The following is a 24,171-nucleotide window of genomic DNA, read 5'->3' as shown; positions in this document are numbered from 1 at the left end:
CGGCGAACCGGGCAAGTTTTCCAGCATCGCGGTTACAGGTTGTAGCCGCGCTCGTTGTGTTGAGCCAGGTCGAGGCCGACCGACTCTTCTTCTTCGCTGACCCGCAGGCCCATCACCAGGTCCAGGACCTTGAGGATCACGTAGGTGACAATGGCGGTGTAGACCACGGTGAAGATCACACCCTTGGCCTGGATCCAGAACTGCGCGGCGATGTCGGTGACCGCGCCGAAACCGCCCAGGGCAGGCGCCGCGAACACACCGGTGAGCAGGGCGCCGATGATCCCGCCGATGCCGTGTACGCCGAAGGCGTCCAGGGAGTCGTCATAGCCCAGCTTGCGCTTGAGGCTGGTGGCGCAGAAGTAGCAGACCACGCCGGACACCAGGCCGATCACCAGCGCGCCCATCGGGCCGACGGTGCCGGCGGCCGGGGTGATGGCGACCAGGCCGGCGACCACGCCCGAGGCGATGCCCAGGGCGCTTGGCTTGCCGTGGAAGATCCACTCGGCGAACATCCAGCCCAGGGCGGCGGCGGCGGTGGCGATCTGGGTCACCAGCATGGCCATGCCGGCGGTGCCGTTGGCGGCAGCGGCGGAACCTGCGTTGAAGCCGAACCAGCCGATCCACAGCATGGCCGCGCCCATCAGGGTGTAGCCCAGGTTGTGCGGGGCCATCGGCGTGGTCGGGTAACCCTTGCGCTTGCCCAGCACCAGGCAGCAGACCAGGCCGGCGATACCGGCGTTGATGTGCACCACGGTGCCGCCGGCGAAGTCCAGCACGCCCCAGTCCCACATCAGCGCGCCGTCACCGCTCCAGACCATGTGCGCGATCGGCGCATAGACCAGGGTGAACCACACGCCCATGAAGATCAGCATGGCCGAGAACTTCATGCGTTCGGCGAAGGCACCGACGATCAGCGCCGGGGTGATGATGGCGAAGGTCATCTGGAAGGTGATGAACACCGCCTCGGGGAACAGCGCGGTGGCCGAGGTCAGGCCCGACGGCGTGACACCGCTGAGGAAGGCCTTGGAGAAGCCACCGATGAAGGAATTGAAGTTGAGCACGCCCTTTTCCATACCGGCGGTATCGAAGGCGAGGCTATAGCCGTAGATGACCCACAGGATGCTGATCAACCCGGTGATGGCGAAACACTGCATCATCACCGACAGCACGTTCTTCGAGCGCACCATGCCGCCGTAGAACAGGGCCAGGCCCGGGATGGTCATGAACAGGACCAGTGCCGTCGAAGTGAGCATCCAGGCGGTGTCGCCGGAGTTCAGCACGGGGGCGGCAGTTTCCTCGGCCAGGGCCAGCCCTGGCATTACGAGGGACAATAGGGCTCCTAGCCCTGCGATCTTGCGCAGAGTCATGTTGTTTTCTCCTGGGGCGTTGGGTTTGGTGAGGCTTTGCTTGGCGCTTAGATCGCGTCGGTATCGGTTTCGCCGGTACGGATGCGGATCGCCTGCTCCAGATTGACCACGAAGATCTTGCCGTCGCCGATCTTGCCGGTGTTGGCCGCCTTGGTGATGGCTTCGATCACCCGATCGAGGTCCTTGTCGTCGATGGCGACATCGATCTTCACCTTGGGCAGGAAATCGACCACATATTCAGCGCCGCGATACAGCTCGGTGTGACCCTTCTGCCGGCCGAAGCCTTTGACTTCGGTCACGGTGATGCCCTGCACGCCGATTTCCGACAGCGACTCGCGCACGTCGTCCAGCTTGAACGGCTTGATGATGGCAGTGACTAGCTTCATGAAACTCTCTCCCGATTTGGTGGACTTGCCCCAGGAAAACAAACCCGTCTCAAGTCTAAGCGCAGCGCCTGGCTTTGTAACGCGTCGTCGGCTCCATCCTCCCCGCCGACGCACGATCCGGCTGTGACGAAGAACCTTCCGGCTCCGCCTGCGCACTGCCTGGTCACAAGGGACTGCATCAGTGCATGGCTCGCTCAGGTCATTGCAGAAACCTTGCCAGTTGGCGCAAGTCACGGGAAAACAGGTAGTTGCGTGAACCGGTAGGGATTGGCCAATCGCCAGCAGGGAAAAAGCGCACAAAATCGGTGCGCGACCTTTGGCCGCCCTGCGCGAAAAGCGTGCAGCGCAAGTGGCCCGGGGGCCCGTGCTACACTGCTGCCCTTTCAGTGATCAGCGGATACCAGACATGCTCGCGCCCAAAGCCTTCCTCGATGCCCTGAGCGACCAGGCATCGCGCCTGTTCAGCGGTGACACCGCCGCGCCCCGCGCCGAACTGGAAAGCCAGTTCAAGGTGCTGATGCAGGGCGCCTTCAGCAAGCTCGACCTGGTCAGCCGCGAGGAATTCGACAGCCAGATGGTGGTGCTGGCCCGCACCCGCGCCCGCCTCGAAGCCCTCGAGCAGCAATTCGCCGAGCTGGAAGCACGGATCGCCCCTCCTCCTCAGGAATAAGCCCTATGAGGTGTCGGACTACAAGCGTATCGCCGTCGGCCTCGCCTCGGGGCTGACCGCCTGGGTTTATGTACGCGCCTGAATGCCTCGGGCGTGGTGATTGATCACACGGAGTGCTTCCCCATGAAAGTCAGTGCACGCAATGTTTTCGAAGGAAAGGTCAGCAAAGTTCAGCCAGGTGCGGTGAATGCCGAAGTCGAGCTGACCCTGGGCGGCGGCGAAAAACTGGTCGCAGTGGTGACCATGGCCAGTCTCAAGAACCTCGACATCAAAGAGGGCAAGCAGGCCATAGCCTTGGTCAAGGCGCCGTGGGTTGTGCTGACGACCGATGCTGGTGGCTACCAGTTCTCTGCACGCAACAGTCTCAAAGGCACCGTGCAGCGCATCGACGACGGTGCAGTGAATGCCGAAGTGGTACTGAAGCTGACCGGGGGTACCGAGCTGTATACCATCGTCACCCGTGATGCTGTGAAGGATCTTGGCCTCAAGCCAGGCGTCGAGGCCACCGCGCTGATCAAGGCCTCGCACATCATCCTGGGCGCCAAGCCCTGAAAGCCGAGGGCGCGTTGCACAGAGAACCGAGTTGATAGCATTACCAGCGTGGGAGCGGGCTTGCCCCGCGATTGCACTTGAGCAACACGCTGGATTAATTCACCTTGCACCAGATGAAACATATTTAAGTTACGCCTTCACGGTTGACTTCCCCGCTATGCTTTGCATAAAGTTCACCCGCCCCGAACAGCGGGCCTTTATGTCAACTCACGAAGAATTCAATGGACACAGTATCTAGTCGCTGTCTGGCAGCCTTTGGCCGCCAGGCACTTGAACCGGAACTCCGGGCCCGCCCCTAGGTCGGGCAAGCCGCGCCAGAGCCTGCTGCTCCGCCGTAGCTTGTCGCCCCGGGTGCCCGCCCGGTCGGAGGCAAGCTCATGAACCTCGATATCGCCATCCCTCGCCTGCGCGCCTGTGCGCACAAGGCCCCGCACCGTCCTGTCCTCGGCTGGGGTCTGACCTCGTCCCTGGAACCGCCCAGTCGATAGCGCGCCCGTTGCTGCCTGCAGTGACGCGCGCCGTGCTGTCCATTCGCTGAACTGACGCCATATAAATCGTCAGAAACTTCCGAACTTTAAGTAATTAAAGTTCGTTGAATTTTTATTGCCCGCCATTTAACAAATGGATTATCCGACCATGGAATCAGCCAGTAGAAAGTTCGCTGCCGATCTTATTTCCGGCATTCGCCAGCGAACACGTAAACGTCGGAAAAACCACGTTTTTCATTGTTTGAATCATTGCGACACGGGACACGTTCACTCACCTTCCCTACCGTGAGTCGACTGTGTGTCGTGCCGCCTCCTGCGGCAGGAGCACAGCCAAATGACCGTAAAAGACCGCAACACCCGCAGCAAAGCCGGCGAAGACACCCGCCTGTCCATGCGCGCCGCCCGCGAGGCACGCAACGGCCTGGCCGTGACCCTGGCCAACCTCGACGCCAGCGAGCTGGGCCTGACCGAGCACGAAGCCGCCAAGCGCCTGCAGCGTGACGGCGCCAACCAAGTCGCCCATGACAAGCCGCAACCGGTCCTGATGCAACTGCTCAAGGCCCTGCACAACCCCTTCATCTACGTGCTGCTCACCCTCGCCGGCATCAGCTTCGTCACCGACTACTGGCTGCCGGTACGCGCAGGCGACATGGAAGAAGCGGACCTGACCAAGGTCATCATCATCATGACCATGGTCAGCCTCAGCAGCCTGCTGCGCTTCTGGCAGGAATACCGCTCAGCCAAGGCCGCCGATGCGCTCAAGGCCATGGTCCGTACCACCGCCACCGTGCTGCGCCGCGAGCGCCACGACCAGCCGGCGCGCCTGCGCGAAGTGCCGATGAACGAACTGGTGGCCGGCGATATCGTGCAACTGGCCGCCGGCGACATGATCCCCGCCGATATCCGCCTGATCGAGTCCCGCGACCTGTTCATCAGCCAGGCCGTACTGACCGGCGAAGCGCTGCCGGTGGAGAAATATGACACCCTCGGCCACGTCGCGCAGAAATCCGCCGCCGACAGCGCCAACGATGAAAACGGCCTGCTGGACCTGCCCAACATCGGCTTCATGGGCACCAACGTGGTCAGCGGCCGCGCCCGCGCCGTGGTTGTTGCCACCGGCAAGCGCACCTACTTCGGTTCGCTGGCCAAGGCCATCGTCGGCTCGCGCAGCCAGACCGCCTTCGACCGTGGGGTGAACAGCGTCAGCCGTCTGCTGATCCGCTTCATGCTGGTAATGGTGCCAGTGGTGTTCATGCTCAACGGCGTGGTCAAGGGCGACTGGAGCGACGCCTTCCTGTTCGCCCTGGCCGTGGCCGTGGGCCTGACCCCGGAAATGCTGCCGATGATCGTCAGCGCCAACCTGGCCAAGGGCGCCGTGGCCATGGCCCGGCGCAAGGTGGTGGTCAAGCGCCTGAACGCCATCCAGAACTTCGGCTCGATGGATGTGCTGTGCACCGACAAGACCGGTACCCTGACCCAGGACCGCATCATCCTCGAGCACCACGTCGACCCCAGCGGTCACAAGGACTCGCGCCTGCTGGAACTGGCCTGGCTCAACAGCCACCACCAGAGCGGCGTGAAGAACCTGATGGACCAGGCCGTGCTACGTTTTGCCGGCGAAGACCAAGGCTTCCAGCCACCCTATGCCTACGCCAAGGTCGACGAGCTGCCCTTCGACTTCATCCGCCGGCGCCTGTCGGTGATCGTCAAGGATGCCCTGGGCGACCACCTGCTGGTGAGCAAGGGCGCCGTCGAGGAAATGCTGGCCATCGCCACCCATGTCGAAGAACGCGGCCAGCGGGTCGTCCTGGATGCCGGGCGACGCCAGCAACTGCTGGATACCGCCAGCGCCTACAACCAGGAGGGCTTCCGCGTGCTGCTGGTTGGCACCCGCGACATTCCGGCCGCCGCCGGCAAGCCCCAGTACCACACCGATGACGAGCGCGAGCTGGTGATCCGGGGCTTCCTGACCTTCCTCGACCCGCCCAAGGAAACCGCCGGCCCGGCCATCGCCGCCCTGCGCGAGATGGGCGTGAAGGTGAAGGTGCTGACCGGCGACAACCCGGTGGTCACCTGCAAGGTCTGCCGCGAAGTGGGCCTTGCGCCCGGCCAGCCGCTGCTCGGCCAGGACATCGAGCGCCTGGACGACACCCAGCTCAAGGCGCTGGTCGAGGAACGCACGGTGTTCGCCAAGCTCACCCCGCTGCAGAAGTCGCGGGTACTCAAGGCGCTGCAGGCCAACGGCCACACCGTGGGCTTCCTTGGCGACGGCATCAACGACGCCCCGGCGCTGCGCGATGCCGACGTGGGCATCTCGGTGGACAGCGGTACCGACATCGCCAAGGAATCGGCCGACATCATCCTCCTGGAAAAGAGCCTGATGGTGCTGGAAGAAGGCGTGCTCAAGGGCCGCGAAACCTTCGGCAACATCATGAAGTACCTGTGCATGACCGCCAGCTCCAACTTCGGCAACGTGTTCTCGGTGCTGGTGGCCAGCGCGTTCATCCCGTTCATGCCGATGCTGGCGATCCACCTGCTGCTGCAGAACCTGATGTACGACTTCTCCCAGCTGTCGCTGCCGTGGGATCGCATGGACAAGGAATTCCTGCGCGAACCACGCAAATGGGATGCCCGCAACATCGGCCGTTTCATGCTGTGGATCGGCCCCACTTCGTCGATTTTCGACATCACCACCTTCGCCCTGATGTGGTACGTGTTCGCCGCCAACAGCGTGGAAATGCAGGCGCTGTTCCAGTCCGGCTGGTTCATCGAGGGCTTGCTGTCGCAAACGCTGGTGGTGCACATGCTGCGCACCCGCAAGGTGCCGTTCTTCCAGAGCACCGCGGCGCTGCCGGTGATCCTGGCCACCGGCCTGGTGATGTGCCTGGGCATCTACATCCCGTTCTCGCCGCTGGGGGCGATGGTCGGGCTGGTGCCGCTGCCTTGGGAATACTTCCCGTGGCTGGCCGCCACCCTGCTGGGCTACTGCCTGGTGGCCCAGGGCATGAAGACCCTGTACATCCGCCGCTTCGGCCAGTGGTTCTGAGGGGGTGGGCATGCGCGTACTGATCTGCGCAGGGCGCAACTACGCCGACAGCCAACGCTGCCGCCAGGCGCTGGACGTCCTCCAGCGCCAGCAACCGATCCGGGTGCTGATCCACGGCGGCAGCCAACACCTGGGCGGCGAGATCGAAGGCTGGGCCCGGGAACAGGGCGCCGACATCGTGCGCTACCCGCCCAACTGGCAGCTACACGGCAAGCTGGCCGAGCGCCTGCGCAACGTCTTCATGCTGCGCGACAGCCGGCCCGACCTGGTGCTGGCGCTGCCGGGCGGCGACGACACCGAGGAGCTGCTGGCGCGGGCGCGGGGTTCGGGGATTCCGGTGCTCTGTGGCAGGCAGCCTCGGGCGGCAGGCGCCAACGGTATTGAGTGCCAGGCCGGACAAAACTCGACGCACTCTTCTCGTCCACCTGCCCAGGAGCACCACTAAGCTTTGCCAGGCCGCAGGATGCGGCCATCACCTGCAAACACGGAGTGCCCATGTCCCTCGCCCTCGTCCACAGCCGCGCCCAGGTGGGCGTGCAGGCCCCCGCCGTCAGCGTCGAAACCCATCTGGCCAACGGCCTGCCCACGCTCACCCTGGTCGGCCTGCCGGAAACCACGGTCAAGGAGAGCAAGGACCGGGTACGCAGCGCCATCGTCAATTCCGGACTGGACTACCCGGCCCGACGCATCACCCAGAGCCTCGCCCCCGCCGACCTGCCCAAGGACGGTGGCCGCTACGACCTGGCCATCGCCCTGGGCATCCTCGCCGCCAATGGCCAGGTGCCGGTAGCCACCCTCGACGATATCGAATGCCTGGGCGAACTGGCCCTGTCGGGTGCATTGCGCCCGGTACAGGGCGTGCTGCCCGCGGCATTGGCGGCCCGGGATGCGGGCCGGGCGTTGGTGGTGCCTCGGGAGAATGCCGAGGAGGCCAGCCTGGCCAGCGGCCTGGTGGTGTATGCAATGGGGCACCTGCGCGAGCTGGTGGCCCACCTGAACGGCCAGCCCGCGCTGTCTCCCTACGCAGCCAATGGCTTGCTGCTGGAACAACGCCCCTATCCGGACCTCAGCGAAGTCCAGGGCCAGATCGCGGCCAAGCGCGCCCTGCTGGTCGCCGCGGCCGGTGCGCACAACCTGCTGTTCACCGGCCCGCCGGGCACCGGCAAGACCCTGCTTGCCAGCCGCCTTCCCGGGCTGCTGCCGCCGCTGGACGAGCGCGAGGCACTGGAGGTGGCGGCGATCCGCTCGGTCAGTGGCCATGCACCGCTCGACAGCTGGCCGCAGAGACCCTTTCGTCACCCCCATCATTCCGCATCCGGCCCGGCATTGGTGGGCGGCGGCAGCCGGCCGCAACCCGGCGAGATCACCCTGGCGCACCATGGCGTGCTGTTTCTCGACGAGCTGCCCGAGTTCGAACGGCGCGTGCTGGAGGTGCTGCGCGAACCGCTGGAGTCCGGCGAGATCGTGGTGGCCCGGGCCAAGGACCGCGTACGTTTTCCGGCGCGCTTCCAGCTGGTGGCGGCCATGAACCCCTGCCCCTGCGGCTACCTGGGCGACCCCACCGGCCGCTGCCGGTGCAGCAGCGAGCAGGTCCAGCGTTATCGCAACAAGCTGTCGGGCCCACTGCTCGACCGCATCGACCTGCACCTGACGGTGGCTCGGGAAAGTACCGTGCTGACCCACCAGCCCAGTGGCGAGACCAGCGCCAGCGTCGGCCAGAGGGTGGCCGAGGCCCGGGCGCTGCAGCAGCGCCGGCAGGGCTGCGCCAACGCCTTCCTCGACCTCAAGGGGCTGCGTCGGCATTGCCCGCTGGAGCCGGTTGACCAGGCCTGGCTGGAGCAGGCCTGCGAACGGCTGACACTGTCGTTGCGGGCGGCGCACCGGCTGCTGAAGGTGGCCCGCACGCTGGCGGACCTGGAGGGCGCGCAATCCATCGCCAGGGCGCACCTGGCGGAAGCGTTGCAGTACCGCCCCGGCGCTTGATGCTGCCCCCCTGTGGGAGCGGGTTTACCCGCGAAACAGACAACGCGGTGCCTGGCACCCGCTTCGCGGGTGTTCGCGGGTAAACCCGCTCCCACAGAAGCTGGCCAAGACGCACTCAATCAGCGTCATAGCGGAAATATATTTTGCGCGCTAAATATTTGCGCGCAATATTCACCTCAAGCAGCAAGCAGTCGCCAACCCCACTCAGCAGAACCCGGAGAACGATCATGACCCTTCGCAAAGCCTTCGCCCTCACCGTCACCACCCTGGCCCTCGGCACCAGCGCCGGCAGCTTCGCCAACGAGGCCACCCCGTACCGCTACGGCATGGACCTGGATATCGCCAAGGTCGTCAGCGTCGATGCACCCGCCAGCGCCCAGGGCCAGACCAGCACCGCCACCCTGACCTACCGCGACAGCAGCGGCCAGCTGCGCGCCGTGAGCTACGTGCAACCCACCGTCCTCGCCAACCAGAACTGAGCCACGGCTCGAACCCTAAAGGAGCTAGAACATGAAACTGTCCCACACCCTGACCGCCGGCCTGTTGGCCCTCGCCGTGAACAGCGCCTTCGCCGCCGGCAGCCCCGGCGTCGAGCACACCACCCAGGGCTTCCTCGAGGCCCTGGCCGCTGGTGGCGGCAAGCCGCTTGAAACCCTCTCGCCCAAGGATGCCCGTGCGGTGTTGAGCGGTGCCCAGGCCGGGGTGAAGGTCGACCTGTCGGGGATCCGCGTCGAACGCCGGACCATCCAGGCCGATGGCCAGCCGCTGGAGATCCGCGTGGTGCGGCCCGAAGGCGCCAAGGGTGAACTGCCAGTGTTCATGTTCTTCCACGGCGGCGGCTGGGTGCTGGGCGACTACCCCACCCACGAACGCCTGATCCGTGACCTGGTGGTGGGCTCCGGTGCTGCGGCGGTGTACGTCGACTACACGCCATCGCCGGAGGCCAAGTTCCCCACCGCGATCAACCAGGCCTACGCCGCCACCCGCTGGGTCGCCGAGCACGGCAAGGAGATTGGCGTGGACGGCAGCCGCCTGGCGGTGGCCGGCAACAGCGTCGGCGGCAACATGGCCGCGGTGGTGGCACTGAAGGCCAAGGAGGCCGGCACGCCCAGGCTGCGCTTCCAGGCCCTGTTGTGGCCGGTGACCGACGCCAACTTCAACAACGCGTCGTATAACCAGTTCGCCGAAGGGCACTTCCTGACCCGCAACATGATGCAGTGGTTCTGGAACAACTACACCACCGACCCGCGCCAGCGCGACGACATCCACGCCTCGCCGCTGCGCGCCAGCCTCGAGCAGTTGAAAGGTCTGCCGCCGGCCCTGGTGCAGACCGCCGAGATGGACGTGCTGCGCGACGAAGGCGAAGCCTATGCCCGCAAGCTCGACGCCGCCGGGGTACCGGTGACCGCCGTGCGCTACAACGGTCTGATCCATGACTACGGCCTGCTCAATGTGCTGAGCACCGTGCCCAGTGTGCGCAGTGCCATGGACCAGGCGGCACAGGCCTTGAAAACCCATCTTCAATAAGTGGCCGATCACCATCGCGGGGCAAGCCCGCTCCCACGCAAGGTGTCAGACCTTCTTCGGAGTGTGCGCAGTGCCATGGACTAGGCGGCGCAGGCCTTGAGAATCCATCTGCAATAAGTGGTTGATCGCCATCGCGGGGCAAGCTCGCTCCCACGCAAGGTAGCTGACCTTCGTGGGAGCGGCGATGCGGCGGCCCGACTTGCCCCGCGATTGATTCGGCAAAGGTCCTACTTTCAGAACGCTGCTTCCTGTAACCCCAGGATTGTCCTGTTTCCCTCCCGGCCCGAAAATGCCCGCCTCTTTCATCGATGGCATAAGCTGTTGCATCAAACGCTGCCGCACGCAGTTCAAGGAGTCCGAGCAATGCCACACGAAGGCAGCCTTCTACAAACCGCCGTCATCTTCCTCCTCGCCGCCGTGGTCGCCGTGCCCCTGGCCAAGCGCCTGCAACTGGGCGCCGTGCTCGGCTACCTGCTGGCCGGCGTGGCCATCGGCCCGCAGGCCCTGGGGCTGATCCGCGACACCGAGAGCGTCGCGCACATCTCCGAGCTGGGCGTTGTCCTACTGCTGTTCATCATCGGCCTGGAGCTGTCGCCCCGGCGCCTGTGGCTGATGCGCAAGTCGGTGTTCGGCGTCGGCACCGCGCAGGTGGTCCTGACCGGCGCGGCGCTCGGCGCCATCGCCCTGTTCGGTTTCAGCCAAAGCCTGCCGGCGGCCATCGTGCTCGGCCTGGGCCTGGCGCTGTCGTCCACCGCCCTGGGCCTGCAGAGCCTGGCCGAGAGCAAGCAGCTCAACGCGCCCCACGGCCGCCTGGCCTTCGCCATCCTGCTGTTCCAGGACATCGCCGCGATCCCACTGATCGCCCTGGTGCCGCTGCTGGCCGCCAGCGGCCCGGACACCAGCCAAGGCGACAGCTTCGAGCATGGCCTGAAGGTATTCGCCAGCATCGCCATCGTCATCGTCGGCGGCCGCTACCTGCTGCGCCCGCTGTTTCGCACCGTTGCCCGCACCGGCCTGCCGGAGGTGTCCACCGCCACCGCGCTGCTGGTGGTGATCGGCACTGCCTGGCTGATGGAGGAAGCCGGTATTTCCATGGCCCTGGGCGCCTTCCTCGCCGGCCTGTTGCTGGCCGACTCCGAATACCGCCACGAACTGGAAGCGCAGATCGAACCGTTCAAGGGCCTGCTGCTGGGGCTGTTCTTCATCAGCGTCGGCATGGGCGCCAACCTGCGCCTGCTGTTGGAAATGCCGCTGGTGCTGCTGGGCATGACCATGCTGTTGATCGCGGTGAAGCTGGTGCTGCTGATCGGCGTCGGCCGCATCGCCGGGGGCCTCAACAGTGCCAGCGCGCTGCGCCTGGGCATGGTGCTGGCCGCCGGTGGCGAATTTGCCTTCGTGGTGTTCAAGCTGGGCAAGGACCAGGGCCTGTTCGACACCCTGACCTACGACCTGCTGCTGATGACCATCACCCTGTCGATGGCCCTAACCCCGCTGCTGATGATCGGCTGCGCCCGCGCCCTCAAGCGTCCGCAACCCGCCCGGGAAGTGCCCGAGCAGTACAAGCAGATCGACGCCGGCACGCCACGGGTGGTGATCGTCGGCATGGGCCGCATGGGCCAGATCGTGGCGCGCATCCTGCGGGCGCAGAAGATCCCCTTCGTCGCCCTGGAAACCTCAGTGGACACCATCGAGATGACCCGCATGTTCGAGCAGGTGCCGGTGTTCTACGGCGACCCATCGCGCACCGAGGTGCTGCATGCGGCCAAGGTCGGCGAAGCCGAGTACGTGATCATCACCATCGATGACCCCGAGGCCGCCACCCGCACGGCCGAGCGGGTCAAGCGCCTGTACCCGCACCTGAAGGTCATTGCCCGGGCGCGCAACCGCCAGCATGTGCACAAGCTGGTGGACGTGGGCGCCGAGCCGATTCGCGAGACCTACCATTCCAGCCTGGAGATGAGCCGGCGGGCGCTGGTCGGGCTGGGGCTGACCGAGGCCCAGGCGGCGGATCGCATCGCCCGGTTCACCGAGCATGACGAGCAGGTGCTGGAGGCCCAGGGGCATGTGCGCGACGACCGGGCCAAGGTGATGCAGACGGCCAAGGAAGCGCGGGTGGAGCTGGAGCGGTTGTTTGCGTCGGATGAGGATTGAGGCTCAGGCGAACGCGAGCCGCTCGATGGGTGGATGCTCGCGGTGCGCGGCCTGCCACAGGTCGTAAGCCGCCTGCTCGGCCAGGTACTGACGGGCACTGCCAAGACCGGCCAGTTCGAGGCGATAGGCCAGGTCGGCTGAAATGGCTGCATGGCCGTTGAGCACTGTGGATAACTGACCACGTGAATAGCCCAGGTGGCGGGCCAGGGAAGAGACGTTCATGCCGATGGCGGGCAGGACGTCTTCGCGCAGGGCTTCGCCGGGGTGGGGTGGGTTGTGCATAGGCATGGTTTCAGCCCCTTAGTGATAGTCCAGATAATCGACCAGCTCGACATCAGTACCGATAAAACGGAACACCAAACGCCAGTTGCCCGAAACATTTACGGCCCAGAAGGTGTCCAAACGCCCCCGCAACGGATGAAGACGATTGCCCGGACGGTCCAGCTCCGAAGGGCTTTGCGCGACATCCAGCGATGCAAGTAAACGCCGCAGACGTGCTACGTGATCAAATCGGACACCTGAGGTATCACCCTGCAGGTGAAGTGATTTCAGGCCTTTGTGCCTGAAACTCCGAATCATGGTTGAAGAAGTGTAAGGCCACACCTTACACCTATCAAGGCTGCTTGAGTCATGATGCGTCCCTGTGGAATGGAAAGAACGCAGTTTGATCACTCAGGCCAACTCGATGAGAGCCCCCGCTCTCTGGAGTTCTTGTCAGATCGTTCCTGAGCTGCTGCGAGTGGCTGGCAACCTCAAGTTAGAACAATCCCAACCACTTCCTACGAGCTCTGCAGACCTTTCCCACTGGGCAGCCTGCAGCCCAAGAAATACCCTACAAAGTCTGTCGATACCCTTCTGATTGTCCGGGGAAATCATGCCCTCTAGGCTGACCGGGTCGCTGTCGGTTCAGCGATCGGGCGTGGAAACCCGGCTGGTTGGTTATCGGATTATCTGTCGTGACGGCAGCTGTACGCGGGAGGCCGCAAAGCCTGCCGGGGTTCTCCGATAACCTGGTTTTCCACCCCGTGTACAGCCGCCACCCTTCGCGTGGAAACGGACGGTGCCGGTCAATTTCTATCGGAGTTTGACCATGAAAAAAATCGTCCCCGACCCACCCCTCCCCGACACCCGCCACCACCCCTTCGGCAAATGCGACGCCGGCCACCCACCGCTGTTCGCGGTAAACCCCAACATCAACGCCCACGACGCCCTGGTGCATGTCGCCGAGTACCTGCGCAGTGCCTACAACGTCGGCTACAAGGCGCTGGAGCATATGGATGAAACCGGCAGGAGCCTGTTGTGGGCCAGCCTGCATGGCATCGAGATGGCCGAAGGCCTGACGGAGGCGATGCTGGAGGGTATTGAGTCGTCCTGAGAAGCAGATCGCATGAGGGCCGCCAAGCGCTTGCCGATGGCCTTGCAGCGCCTATCAGATCGAGCGCCGCCCGCGCGGCGCATCGCGGCACAAGGCCGCTCCTACATCTGTTTCGGGCCAGTCAATCCTGTGCCATTACCGGGTCCGCCTTGTGGGTACGACGCGGTTTCAGCGTGGGCACTACTGGCGCTTCACCTGTCTCAAGACATGCGCCAAGGCGGGCAACCATGGCCTGACAGGTTCGGCACGTTGCAACAAATGTAGGAGCGGCCTTGCGTCGCGATGCGCCGCGCGGGCGGCGCTCGATCTCATAGGCGCTACAACTCTATCGCCCTGCACGCCAGCCCCACCACCCGGTAGACTGCGAACCACCCCCTGCCCCGTCGCGGAGACCGCTCTTGGAAGACCTCAACTCCCTCTACTACTTCACCCAGGTGGTCGAGCACGGTGGCTTTGCCCCGGCCGGACGGGCGCTGGACATGCCCAAGTCCAAGCTCAGCCGGCGCATCGCCGACCTGGAGGAGCGCCTCGGTGTGCGCCTGCTGCACCGCACCAGCCGGCACTGCTCGCTGACCGAGATCGGCCAGGCCTACTACAACCGTTGCCTGGCCATGCGCGTGGAAGCCGAGGGTGCCGCCGAGATCATCGAGCGCAACCGCAGCGAACCACGCGGGCTGGTGCGCATCAGCTGCCCGACCACTCTGCTCAACTCCTGGGTCGGACCGATGCTGACCCGCTACATGCTCAAGTATCCGCAGGTGGAGCTGTTCATCGAGAGCACCAACCGCCGCGTCGATCTGCTGCATGAGGGCTTCGACGTGGCGCTGCGGGTGCGTTTTCCGCCGCTGGAGAACACCGATATGGTGATGAAGGTGCTGAGCAACAGCACCCAGTGCCTGGTCGGCCACCCGTCGTTTCTCGAACAGCTAGCGAAAGGCTTTGACCCGCTGCAACTCAGTGAGCTGCCCAGCGTGCATTGGGGTGGCGCCCAGCGTGAATACCAGTGGGAGCTGTTCCAGGGTGAGGACATGAGCCGCAGCCTGGTGATCCCGCACACGCCGCGGATGGTCACCGACGACCTGTTCGCGCTGCGGCATTTCGTGGTGGCGGGCGTGGGGATCGCGCACCTGCCCAGGGTGGCGGTGCGCGAGGACCTGGCGGCGGGGCGGTTGGTAGAGATGCTGCCGGACTGGCATCCGCGTTGCGGCATCGTGCATGCGATCTTCCCGTCGCGGCGCGGGTTGCTGCCGTCGGTGCGGTCGTTGATCGATCATCTGGCGGAGGAATTCGCCATCAGCGACATGGCTTAGATACTGGGGCTGCGTTGCAGCCCTTTCCGGCCGGTCCGACGCCTCGGCAAGGCCGCTCCTACATGGGAATGCGCTCGCCTGTAGGAGCGGCCTTGTGCCGCGAAAGGGCCGCAAAGCGGCCCCTGGCCCACTCAGAAGGCGAAGCAGGAACAACCCAACGCACCCCAGAAGCCCTGGTAATCACTCACCGGAACACTGGAATGCCGCGCCTTCTCATGGCTGTGGGCATGCACCCCGCACGGCCCGACACACTGGTGCAGCGCCGCCGCCATCGGCGCACCGGCGCGCCAGTGCCCCGGCACCTTGGCCACCGGCGACCACTCCGGCAACACCGGCACCTGCGCAGGGCCCAGCTTGTCGAACTCGGCGGCGCCGTACACCACCTTGCCGTCGACGATGGTCAGCACCGACTCGATGCCCTTGATCGCCTCTTCATCAACGCTGAAGAAGTCCAGCGACAGCGCCGCCAGGTCCGCCAGCTGACCGACCTTGATCTGCCCCTTCTTGCCCTGCTCGCTGGAGAACCAGGCGCTGCCATGGGTGAACAGCTGCAGCGCGGTCTCGCGGCTAAGGCCCTCCGGATACAGTTCCAGCCCGCCGACGGTCTTGCCGCTGACCATCCAGTACAGCGAAGTCCACGGGTTGTAGCTGGACACCCGGGTAGCGTCGGTACCCGCCCCCACCGGCACGCCCATGTCGAGCATGCGCTTGATCGGCGGGGTGTGCTCGGCGGCCTTGGCGCCATAACGGTCAACGAAATACTCACCCTGGAAGGCCATGCGGTCCTGGATGGCGATGCCACCGCCCAGTGCCCGGACCCGCTCGATGTTCTGCGGGGTGATGGTTTCGGCATGGTCGAAGAACCACGGCAGGCCATTGAACGGGATGTCGCGGTTGACCTTCTCGAACACGTCGAGCATGCGCGAGATCGACTCGTCGTAGGTGGCGTGCAGGCGGAACGGCCAGCGCTGCTCGACCAGGTGACGCACCACCGGCTCCAGCTCCTGCTCCATGGTCTGCGGCAGGTCCGGACGCGGCTCGAGGAAGTCCTCGAAGTCGGCGGCGGAGAACACCAGCATCTCGCCGGCGCCGTTGTGGCGCAAGAAGTCGTTGCCGTCGCCCGGCTTGACCTTCTGCGTCCAGTTCTTGAAGTCGGCCAGTTCTTCCTTGGGCTTCTGGGTAAACAGGTTGTAGGCGATGCGCACGGTCAGCTGGTCGTTGTTGGCCAGCTCCTGGATCACCTGGTAGTCGTCCGGGTAGTTCTGGTAGCCGCCGCCGGCATCGATGGCGCTGGTCAGACCCAGGCGGTTGAGCTCGCGCATGAACTGGCGGGTGGAGTTGACCTGGTACTCCAGCGGCAGCTTCGGCCCCTTGGCCAGGGTGGCGTAGAGAATGGTGGCGTTGGGCCTGGCGATGAGCATGCCGGTGGGATTGCCGAACTTGTCGCGCTGGATCTCGCCACCCGGGGGATTGGGCGTGTCCTTGCTGTAGCCCACCGCCCTGAGCGCGGCGCGGTTGAGCAGCGCGCGGTCGTAGAGGTGCAGCAGGAACACCGGGGTGTCCGGCGCGGCCTGGTTGATCTCTTCCAGCGTGGGCATGCGTTTCTCGGCGAACTGGAACTCGTTCCAGCCACCGACCACGCGCACCCACTGCGGGGTCGGCGTGCGCTCGGCCTGGTCCTTGAGCATGCGCAGGGCGTCGGCCAGCGACGGCACGCCTTCCCAGCGCAGTTCGAGGTTGTAGTTCAGGCCGCCGCGGATCAGGTGCAGGTGCGAGTCGTTAAGGCCGGGGATCACCGTGCGCTGCTTGAGATCGATGATCTGCGTGGCGGTCCCCTTGTGGGCCATGGCTTCGGCGTCGCTGCCCACGGCGAGGAACTTGCCGTCCTTGATGGCGACGGCGCTGGCGGTGGGCTTCTCGCGGTCAACGGTGTGCAACTTGCCATTGAACAAGATGAGGTCGGCGGTCATGGGATCTCCTGAAAGGGCGGCATGGGCGGAATCGGTGAACGGCAATGCGCTCCACAGCGCGCCGGCGGCACCGAGCACGGTGCTGGTGGCGAGAAACTTGCGGCGGCTCTGGTCGGTAGGGTCCTGGCTCATGGTGCTCTCCGTCCGGGTGGGTGATCGGCAGGCGGTTGAAGGCTAGCAATGGATCACGGCGGGCGCTCAGCGGCGCAACCAGCCGGCGCAGCGGCGGGTCACCCAGGGCATGATGTAGAACACCACGGGCAAGATGACGAACAGGTTGGTGATCAAGTTGCCGGTGATCTGGCCACCCAGCAGCGGATAGCGGGCAAACAGCGGCGCCAGCAGCTGGGGAATGACCAGGGTCATCGGGCAGATCACCAGGTAGGTCAGCAGGGCCTGTTTCCAGCGCGGCGGTTGCGCGGCGCCGACGCTGGGCGGGGTGAACCAGAACTCCGGGTCATCGTGCACCTGGGTCTGGTCGCCGTCTTCCAGCAGTGGCAGCACTTCACTGATCAGCGCCTGACGCTCGGCAGAGTTGACCCAGGCCTGCAGCAGGCCGGCGTCGGCGAAGCGCACCACGGTGGTGAAGTGGCGACCGCCGTCGTCCGGGCGGATGACATTGACGTCCAGATGACCGGGCTGCTGGCGAGCGGTAGTCACGGCGCGCTTGAGCCAGGTTTCGTAGTGCACCAGCGCCTGGGCACGGACCTTGTGCTGGATCACCAGCGTGACGACGCTGCGGTTGCCTTCGGTTGCGGTGTTCATCGCTGACATTCCCTGGAGATGAGCTGGCCTGCATCCACTGTGCAACAGCAGACGAGCGCTGGATTGGATGGGTGTGCTGCCTTGCCTGGCACCTCGCGGTGCCAGGCTGGCGGCGGCTTACTTGCCGGCGGTCAGGGCGTTGTAGCTGGTGATCAGGTTGCGGTAGTCCGGGATGTGGTTGGAGAACAGCGCGGCCAGCCCTTCGACGTCGTTGCGCCAGTCGCGGTGCAGCTCACAGGCGACGCCGAACCAGGTCATCAGTTGCGCGCCGGCCTGGCTCATGCGGTCGTGGGCAGCATCGCGGGTCATTTCGTTGAAGGTGCCGGAAGCATCGGTGACCACGAACACCTCGAACTCTTCTTCCAGGGCCGCCAGCGCCGGGAAGGCCACGCACACTTCGGTCACCACGCCGGCGATGATCAGCTGCTTCTTGCCGGTGGCCTTCACCGCCTTGACGAAGTCTTCGTTGTCCCAGGCGTTGATCTGGCCGGGGCGAGCGATGTACGGGGCATCCGGGAACAGTTCCTTGAGTTCCGGCACCAGCGGGCCGTTGGGGCCTTGCTCGAAGCTGGTGGTGAGGATGGTCGGCAGGTTGAAGTACTTGGCCAGGTCCGCCAGGGCCAGCACGTTGTTCTTGAAGCGGTCCGGCTCGATGTCGCGGACCAGGGACAGCAGGCCGGCCTGGTGGTCGACCAGCAGTACGGCGGCGTCGTCTTTGTTCAGGCGGTTGTATTTGAAGTTGTTCATTGCCGGTGCTCCTTGGGTTTCGATCTTCAGTGGGGTGGGTGTTTCGCGTTGATGGGAGAAGATTAAAACCAGGACCTTTGTGGCGGTAGATAGTGAAATTTGGCTGTAGCGTTCTATTTCATGAACGATTGGGCGTGCTGGCTTCTTCGCGGGTAAACCCGCTCCCACAGGGATCGCACAGGCCTTGAAGGCGGCGAAGAACCTGTGGGAGCGGGTTTACCCGCGAAGAGGCCATCAGCACTATCGCCACCCCATTGCCTGCCACCCCAACCTGCTCTATTACTACCCACAGCCCTCCCCCGCACCGAGACCACCATGCTGGCGTTCATCCAGTCATACCCGCTGTTGCTCGGCACCTTGCTGATCCTGCTCGACCTGCTGCTGTGGCAGCTGATTCCGCTGCACCACCGGGCCTGGCGCATCGCCACGCGGCTGGTGTGCTTCCTGGTGTTCAGCACGGTGCTAATGACGGCGGGCATGAGCCCGCTGCAACCGCCGCCCTGGGCCGACGATGTGCCGCGCAACCTGATGGCCACGGTGCTGGCGATCGGCTGGTGGCTGTTCGGCGCACGCACGGTGACGGTGGTGTTCGGCCTGTTGCTGGTGGCACGCGGCAGCCACGGCGGGCGCCTGCTGCAGGATGTGGTCGGGGCGCTGATCTTCCTGGTCGCGGCGGTGGCGGCGGCGGCCTATGTGATGCAATTGCCGGTCAAGGGCCTGCTGGCGACCTCCGGGGTGATGGCCATCGTCATCGGCCTGGCGTTGCAGAGCACCCTGGCCGACGTGTTCTCCGGCATCGTGCTGAACACCACGCGGCCCTACCAGATCGGCGACGCGATCTCGATCGACGGCACCGAGGGCAAGGTGGTCGACATCGACTGGCGCGCCACCCGCCTGATCACCGGCAACAGCAGCCTGGCGGTGATCCCCAACTCGGTGGCGGCCAAGGCCAAGATCCTCAATTTCAGCCGCCCGGCCGAAGTGCATGGGGTGTCGATCAGCGTGGTGGTGCCAGCCAAGGTGCGTCCGCAGCGGGTGTTCGATGCGCTGGAAAAGACCCTGCAGGGCACCAGCATCCTGCTCGACAAGCCGGCGCCCAAGGTCACGGTGAAGGCTTCGAGCCTGGAGTCAGTGGAGTACGAAGCCAGTGGTTTCATCGCCGAGATGTCACGCAAGACCGAGGTGCGCAACCAGCTGTTCGACCTGGCCCACCGCCACCTGGAAGCCAGCGGCGTGACCTGGAATACCGAGCTCGGCGCCCCCGTGCGCAGCCGCCAGCGCGAGCTGCTGGAGGAGGTGCGGGTGTTCCGCTCACTGAGCAACGAAGAGCGCGATGCCCTGAGCCAGCGCATGACCACGGTGGAGTACCTGGCCGACCAGGTCATCCTCGGCATCGGCGAGCGCTCGGAGCATGTGCTGCTGATCAGCCGTGGCGTGGTGCTGGCCTCGGTGCGCGACGGCGAGCGGTTGATCGAAGGCGGGCGCATGGGACCTGGGGAGGTGCTGGGGCTGGAGGGGCTGGTGGACGACGAGGCGTCTCCGGTCGAGTTCCGCGCCCTGAGCAGCTGCATGCTCTATCGCATCGACAAGGAACAGGTACGCGGTTGCCTGACCGAGAGCGGGGATGTGAAGTCGGCGCTGACCAAGCTGCAGCGGTTCCGCCGACAGAAGCGCGAGTCACTGCTGCTGCAGAAGCCGGCGGTGGTGAAGAAAGGTGGGTTCCTGAGTTGGTTGCATAAATGAGCCTATCGCGGGGCAAGCCCGCTCCCACGTTCCTGGCTGCCCCAAGGGTTATCCAGCCTGTACAGCGTGGGAGCGGGCTTGCCCCGCGATAGCGATTACAACACCACCCGCAGACACTGCCCCGCGTGATACAGCGAGAACCCCGACTCGTAGAACGCCGTGCGCAGCGACGGCGCGCTCACCGGCCTCATCGGCGAGAACGGAATCGGCAGGCTGTCCGGATCATCCTTGAGCAGAAACTCGGCAAACGCCCGGCCGATCACCGTGCCGGTGGTGTTGCCGCGCCCGTTGTAGCCGGTCACCGCCACCAGCCCCGGCGCCGGTTCGAACAGGCGCATCAGGTGGTCCGGGGTGAAGTCGATGCAACCGGTCCAGTGCATCTCCCACTCGACCTTGCCCAGCGCCGGGTAGTAGTGGCTCTGGATACGGTCGGCCCAGCTGCGCACGAACCACGCCGGCTTGTTGTCGACCCGGCCGAGGCTGCCGAGCAGCAGGCGGCCCTGGTCGTCGCGGCGGATGCTGCTGAGCACGGTGCGGGTGTCCCACGAGCCCTGGCCATGGGGCAGGACCTTGTCGGCGGCGGCGCCGTGCAGGGGCTTGGAGGCGACCTGGTAGTAATAGCCGCGGAAGAAGTGCTTCTGCAGGTTGCTCCAGTCGCCTTCGGTGTAGGCGCCAGTGGAAATCACCACCTTGTCGGCGCGCACCGCGCCGCGCGCAGTCTTCACTCGCCAGGCATCGCCGTCGCGCTCCAGCCCTTCGACCGAGGACTGCTGGAACAGCTTGCCGCCCAGCCGGTTCACGGCGGCGGCCAGGCCTTGTGTATAGCCCATGGGGTTGATGGTGCCAGCGCGGCGGTCGAGCAGCGCGGCGGAAATCTTGTCGGTACCGCAGTATTCCTGGCATTGCGCGCCGGTCAGCAGCTCGACGTCGGCGCCGCGCCGGGTCCATTGCTGGTGGCGGGCCTCGAGGTCGGCGATGCCGGTGGCGTTGTGCGCCATGTGCAGGGTGCCCTGGTGCCGGGCCTGGCAGTCGATCCCCAACCGCTCGATCATGGCGAACACTTCACCCGGGGCCTCGCCGAGCACCTTGTTCAGGCGGCTGCCCTGCTTGTGGCCGAGGGTGGCCTCGACGTCGTCGGGGCGGATCCAGGTGCCGGCGTTGACCAGGCCGACGTTGCGCCCCGAGCCGCCGTGGCCGATCTTCCAGGCCTCCAGCAGGATCACCGACTTGCCCTGCTCCAGCAGGTGGATCGCCGCAGACAGGCCGGTGATGCCGCCGCCGATCACACAGACATCGGCCTTGTGCTCGCCGGCCAGGGCATGAGCGGCGACGGTCGGCTGGGTGACGTGTTCCCACAGGCATTCTTGACGCAGTTCGGACATGGCCCGGCTCCAGCGATATTATTCTTGTTGCAGTTGAAAGCAGCGTGAAGCGGCCTTCGTGGGAGCGGGCTTGCCCCGCGATGGCGTCGTCTGATCGTACGCTATCGCGGGGCAAGCCCGCTCCCACGAGGTTCAATCGAAGACGATGCCCTGCGCCAGCGGCAACTCACGCGAATAGTTCACGGTATTGGTCTGCCGGCGCATGTAACCCTTCCAGGCATCCGACCCGGACTCACGCCCGCCCCCGGTCTCTTTCTCACCCCCGAACGCCCCGCCGATCTCCGCCCCGCTGGTGCCAATGTTGACGTTGGCGATGCCGCAATCGCTGCCCGAAGCGCTCTGGAAGCGCTCGGCCTCGCGAATGTCGGTGGTGAAGATGCACGACGACAGGCCTTGCGGCACCTCGTTGTTCAGGCGCAGGGCCTCTTCGAAGTCGTCGTAGGCCAGCACGTAGAGGATCGGCGCGAAGGTCTCATGGCGCACCACGTCGCTCTGGGCCGGCATCTCGGCAATGGCCGGCGACACGTAGTAGGCGTTCGGATACTGCTCGGCCAGCTGGCGCTCGCCACCGAACACCTGGCCGCCCTCGTCGCGGGCCTTGGCCAGCGCGCCCTGCATGGCATCGAACGACTGCTTGTCGATCAGCGGGCCGACCAGGTTGTCCTTGCGCGGGTCGCCGATGCGCACCTTGCCGTAGGCGGCTTTGACCCGGGCGACCACTTCGTCCTTGATTGAACGGTGGACGATCAGGCGGCGCAGGGTGGTGCAGCGCTGGCCGGCGGTGCCGACCGCCGAGAACAGGATACCGCGCACGGCCAGGTCGAGGTCGGCGCTCGGGGCCAGGATCATGGCGTTGTTGCCGCCCAGCTCGAGGATGCTGCGCCCGAATCGCGCGGCGACCCGCGGGCCGACTTCACGGCCCATGCGGGTGCTGCCGGTGGCGCTGACCAGCGGCACACGTGGGTCGTCGACCAGGGCTTCGCCTGCTTCGCGGCCACCGATCACCAGTTGCGCCAGGCCAGCCGGCGCATCGCCGAAGGCTTTCACGGCCTTGTCGAACAGTGCCTGGCAGGCCAGGGCGGTCAGCGGAGTCTTCTCGGACGGTTTCCACACCACGGCGTTACCGGCCACCAGCGCCAGCGCGGTGTTCCACGCCCATACCGCCACCGGGAAGTTGAAGGCGCTGATCACCCCCACTACACCCAGCGGGTGCCAGGTTTCACGCATGTGGTGGCCCGGGCGCTCGGAGGCGATGGTCAGGCCGTACAGCTGGCGCGACAGGCCGACGGCGAAGTCGCAGATGTCGATCATTTCCTGCACTTCGCCCAGGCCTTCCTGGGTGATCTTGCCGGCTTCGATTGAGACCAATTCACCGAGGTCGGCCTTGTGCTCGCGCAGCACCTCGCCAAACAGGCGCACCAGTTCGCCGCGACGCGGGGCCGGCACGCTGCGCCAGGTTTCGAAGGCCTGTTGCGCCTGGTCGATGCGGGCAATGGTGTCGGCCTTGCCGAGCAGCTTCACCGAAGCGATGCGGCTGCCGTCGATCGGGGTATGAACAGGGTAGTCACCCTGGGTGTGAGCCGCGGCGGCAACGCCAAGACGCTCGAGCAGTGCAGCAACCATTGTGCTTCTCCTTTCATCGGGTGAAGGGGTGGAAAAGGATGTGGGTCAGTATTAATCCGATTACACAGGTGCAACAAACGACCTTTATTCCGCATATCATTCCGCCAGGTAATGATTTCAGCCGCCGAGACCGCTTATGTCCAAACGCCTGGTTCCGTCCATGACCGCCCTGCAGTGCTTCGAGGCCGCAGCCCGCCACCTGAGCTTCACCCGTGCCGCCGAGGAGCTGCACCTGACCCAGAGCGCGGTGAGCAAGCAGGTGGCGCAGCTCGAGGAGATGCTGCGCCACCACTTGTTCCTGCGCATCCGCCGACGCCTGCAACTGACCCCCGCCGGCAGCCTGTACCTGGCCGAGGTGAACAAGATCCTCACCCAGGTGGACATGTCCAGCCGCTATGTCCTGAGCTATGGCTCGCAGACCGAAGTATTGAAGGTAGCCACTCAACCGAGTTTCGGCGTGCGCTGGCTGATTCCGCACCTCAAGGGCTTCGGCAAGCGCCACCCGAATATCCACCTGGATATCCGCAACGAAATGGAGCCGTTCGCCCTGTTGCAGGGGTCGGCCGACGTGGTGTTCTTCTATGGCCAGGGTACCTGGCCCGGGGCGACCTGCGTCGAGCTGTTCGGCGAAGAGGTGGTGCCGGTGTGCGCGCCGGAGCTGTTGCAAGGGCGCACACTGCCTGACGCGGGTGCGGTGGCGGAGCTGGTATTGCTGCAGAGCACCTCGCGCCCGGAGGCCTGGCACGCGTGGTTCCTGGAGCAAGGGCTGCACACCGACAACAGCTACCACGGGCCGCGCTTCGACACCTTCTACATGGCCTTGAGCGCGGCGCAGGCTGGGTGCGGGGTGGCGCTGGTGCCGCGTTACCTGGTGGCCCGGGAGCTGGCCGAGGGCAGCCTGGTGCTGGCCTGGGACCATGCAATGAAGAGCAATGGCGCGCATTACCTGGCGTATGCCGAGCATGCGGCGGAGGTGCCGAAGGTGCGGGCGTTGGTGGAGTGGGTTCGGGAACAACTGCAGGCTTGAGATCGCCGGGGCCGCTTTGCGGCCCTTTCGCGGCACAAGGCCGCTCCTACATGGGAACG

The 24,171-nt window shown here is 65.3% G+C and carries 21 protein-coding genes and 1 pseudogene; 13 read left to right on the top strand and 9 right to left on the bottom strand.

What is annotated here, in order from left to right:
- Positions 1-32 precede the first annotated feature (32 nt).
- Both NMG10_RS04515 and glnK read right to left on the bottom strand, forming a co-directional pair.
- A complete protein-coding gene (locus NMG10_RS04515; RefSeq protein WP_186594498.1) occupies positions 33-1,367 on the bottom strand; it encodes an ammonium transporter in 1,335 nt (444 codons plus the stop codon).
- 47 nt (positions 1,368-1,414) lie between these two features.
- Positions 1,415-1,753 (bottom strand): P-II family nitrogen regulator, encoded by a 339-nt coding sequence (gene glnK, locus NMG10_RS04510; RefSeq protein ID WP_002555808.1) that lies wholly within the window; start codon positions 1,751-1,753, stop codon positions 1,415-1,417.
- A 406-nt stretch (positions 1,754-2,159) separates the two neighbouring features.
- Between glnK and NMG10_RS04505 the strand changes: the two genes are divergently transcribed.
- The 9 genes and pseudogenes from NMG10_RS04505 to NMG10_RS04465 all read left to right on the top strand — a co-directional run bounded on the left by NMG10_RS04505 (position 2,160) and on the right by NMG10_RS04465 (position 12,170).
- Positions 2,160-2,423 (top strand): accessory factor UbiK family protein, encoded by a 264-nt coding sequence (locus tag NMG10_RS04505; RefSeq protein ID WP_110734078.1) that lies wholly within the window; start codon positions 2,160-2,162, stop codon positions 2,421-2,423.
- A 4-nt stretch (positions 2,424-2,427) separates the two neighbouring features.
- Positions 2,428-2,505 (top strand): annotated as a pseudogene (locus NMG10_RS04500) (gamma-glutamylcyclotransferase); the annotation flags it as partial.
- Between the two features lie 41 nt (positions 2,506-2,546).
- Positions 2,547-2,975, top strand: a complete 429-nt coding sequence (locus NMG10_RS04495) for a molybdopterin-binding protein (protein ID WP_254463878.1) — start codon at positions 2,547-2,549, stop codon at positions 2,973-2,975.
- A gap of 822 nt (positions 2,976-3,797) precedes the next feature.
- A complete protein-coding gene (gene mgtA, locus NMG10_RS04490) occupies positions 3,798-6,509 on the top strand; it encodes a magnesium-translocating P-type ATPase (RefSeq protein ID WP_254463877.1) in 2,712 nt (903 codons plus the stop codon).
- Between the two features lie 10 nt (positions 6,510-6,519).
- The gene (locus tag NMG10_RS04485; protein WP_254463876.1) at positions 6,520-6,954 is read left to right on the top strand and encodes a DUF2493 domain-containing protein; all 435 of its coding nucleotides are present in this window, start codon (positions 6,520-6,522) and stop codon (positions 6,952-6,954) included.
- 50 nt (positions 6,955-7,004) lie between these two features.
- Positions 7,005-8,492 carry a YifB family Mg chelatase-like AAA ATPase gene (locus NMG10_RS04480; RefSeq protein WP_232854785.1) on the top strand — a complete coding sequence of 496 codons (1,488 nt, stop codon included), beginning with the start codon at positions 7,005-7,007 and terminating at the stop codon, positions 8,490-8,492.
- Positions 8,493-8,719: 227 nt separating this feature from the next.
- On the top strand, positions 8,720-8,971 hold the full coding sequence (locus tag NMG10_RS04475) for a DUF2790 domain-containing protein (protein WP_234561883.1): 252 nt from the start codon (positions 8,720-8,722) through the stop codon (positions 8,969-8,971).
- 31 nt (positions 8,972-9,002) lie between these two features.
- The gene (locus NMG10_RS04470; protein ID WP_254463875.1) at positions 9,003-10,019 is read left to right on the top strand and encodes an alpha/beta hydrolase; all 1,017 of its coding nucleotides are present in this window, start codon (positions 9,003-9,005) and stop codon (positions 10,017-10,019) included.
- Between the two features lie 363 nt (positions 10,020-10,382).
- Complete coding sequence (locus NMG10_RS04465) at positions 10,383-12,170, top strand: monovalent cation:proton antiporter-2 (CPA2) family protein (protein WP_203649045.1); 1,788 nt, start codon at positions 10,383-10,385, stop codon at positions 12,168-12,170.
- Between the two features lie 3 nt (positions 12,171-12,173).
- Here NMG10_RS04465 and NMG10_RS04460 read toward each other — a convergent pair whose 3' ends face one another.
- Both NMG10_RS04460 and NMG10_RS04455 read right to left on the bottom strand, forming a co-directional pair.
- Positions 12,174-12,458 carry a HigA family addiction module antitoxin gene (locus NMG10_RS04460; RefSeq protein ID WP_046853662.1) on the bottom strand — a complete coding sequence of 95 codons (285 nt, stop codon included), beginning with the start codon at positions 12,456-12,458 and terminating at the stop codon, positions 12,174-12,176.
- A 12-nt stretch (positions 12,459-12,470) separates the two neighbouring features.
- On the bottom strand, positions 12,471-12,749 hold the full coding sequence (locus tag NMG10_RS04455; RefSeq protein ID WP_232854950.1) for a type II toxin-antitoxin system RelE/ParE family toxin: 279 nt from the start codon (positions 12,747-12,749) through the stop codon (positions 12,471-12,473).
- A 511-nt stretch (positions 12,750-13,260) separates the two neighbouring features.
- Here NMG10_RS04455 and NMG10_RS04450 point away from each other — a divergent pair.
- Together NMG10_RS04450 and NMG10_RS04445 are read left to right on the top strand one after the other, a co-directional pair.
- Entirely contained in the window at positions 13,261-13,545 is a 285-nt protein-coding gene (locus tag NMG10_RS04450; protein WP_028688634.1) for a DUF3077 domain-containing protein, read from the top strand.
- A 398-nt stretch (positions 13,546-13,943) separates the two neighbouring features.
- Complete coding sequence (locus NMG10_RS04445) at positions 13,944-14,855, top strand: LysR substrate-binding domain-containing protein (protein WP_232855492.1); 912 nt, start codon at positions 13,944-13,946, stop codon at positions 14,853-14,855.
- A gap of 131 nt (positions 14,856-14,986) precedes the next feature.
- On the opposite strand, the gene NMG10_RS04440 is transcribed toward NMG10_RS04445, so the two are convergent.
- From NMG10_RS04440 to ycaC, 3 genes are all read right to left on the bottom strand, one after another.
- Complete coding sequence (locus tag NMG10_RS04440; RefSeq protein ID WP_232855491.1) at positions 14,987-16,957, bottom strand: amidohydrolase; 1,971 nt, start codon at positions 16,955-16,957, stop codon at positions 14,987-14,989.
- 66 nt (positions 16,958-17,023) lie between these two features.
- On the bottom strand, positions 17,024-17,590 hold the full coding sequence (locus NMG10_RS04435) for an antibiotic biosynthesis monooxygenase (protein WP_203649053.1): 567 nt from the start codon (positions 17,588-17,590) through the stop codon (positions 17,024-17,026).
- Positions 17,591-17,707: 117 nt separating this feature from the next.
- Positions 17,708-18,337 carry an isochorismate family cysteine hydrolase YcaC gene (gene ycaC / locus NMG10_RS04430; protein ID WP_110735958.1) on the bottom strand — a complete coding sequence of 210 codons (630 nt, stop codon included), beginning with the start codon at positions 18,335-18,337 and terminating at the stop codon, positions 17,708-17,710.
- 315 nt (positions 18,338-18,652) lie between these two features.
- Here ycaC and NMG10_RS04425 point away from each other — a divergent pair, with 315 nt between their 5' ends.
- Positions 18,653-20,080 carry a mechanosensitive ion channel family protein gene (locus NMG10_RS04425; protein ID WP_232855490.1) on the top strand — a complete coding sequence of 476 codons (1,428 nt, stop codon included), beginning with the start codon at positions 18,653-18,655 and terminating at the stop codon, positions 20,078-20,080.
- A gap of 95 nt (positions 20,081-20,175) precedes the next feature.
- On the opposite strand, the gene NMG10_RS04420 is transcribed toward NMG10_RS04425, so the two are convergent.
- The gene (locus NMG10_RS04420; RefSeq protein ID WP_232855489.1) at positions 20,176-21,462 is read right to left on the bottom strand and encodes an FAD-binding oxidoreductase; all 1,287 of its coding nucleotides are present in this window, start codon (positions 21,460-21,462) and stop codon (positions 20,176-20,178) included.
- 132 nt (positions 21,463-21,594) lie between these two features.
- Positions 21,595-23,085 (bottom strand): aldehyde dehydrogenase family protein, encoded by a 1,491-nt coding sequence (locus NMG10_RS04415; RefSeq protein WP_062359953.1) that lies wholly within the window; start codon positions 23,083-23,085, stop codon positions 21,595-21,597.
- A gap of 136 nt (positions 23,086-23,221) precedes the next feature.
- Between NMG10_RS04415 and NMG10_RS04410 the strand changes: the two genes are divergently transcribed.
- Entirely contained in the window at positions 23,222-24,112 is an 891-nt protein-coding gene (locus NMG10_RS04410) for a LysR family transcriptional regulator (protein ID WP_050703230.1), read from the top strand.
- Positions 24,113-24,171: the final 59 nt, after the last annotated feature.

The sequence above is a fragment of the Pseudomonas sp. DVZ6 genome (genome assembly GCF_024259445.1).
Classification (GTDB): domain Bacteria; phylum Pseudomonadota; class Gammaproteobacteria; order Pseudomonadales; family Pseudomonadaceae; genus Aquipseudomonas; species Aquipseudomonas peradeniyensis.
This window is presented reverse-complemented; position numbering and strand designations above follow the sequence as displayed.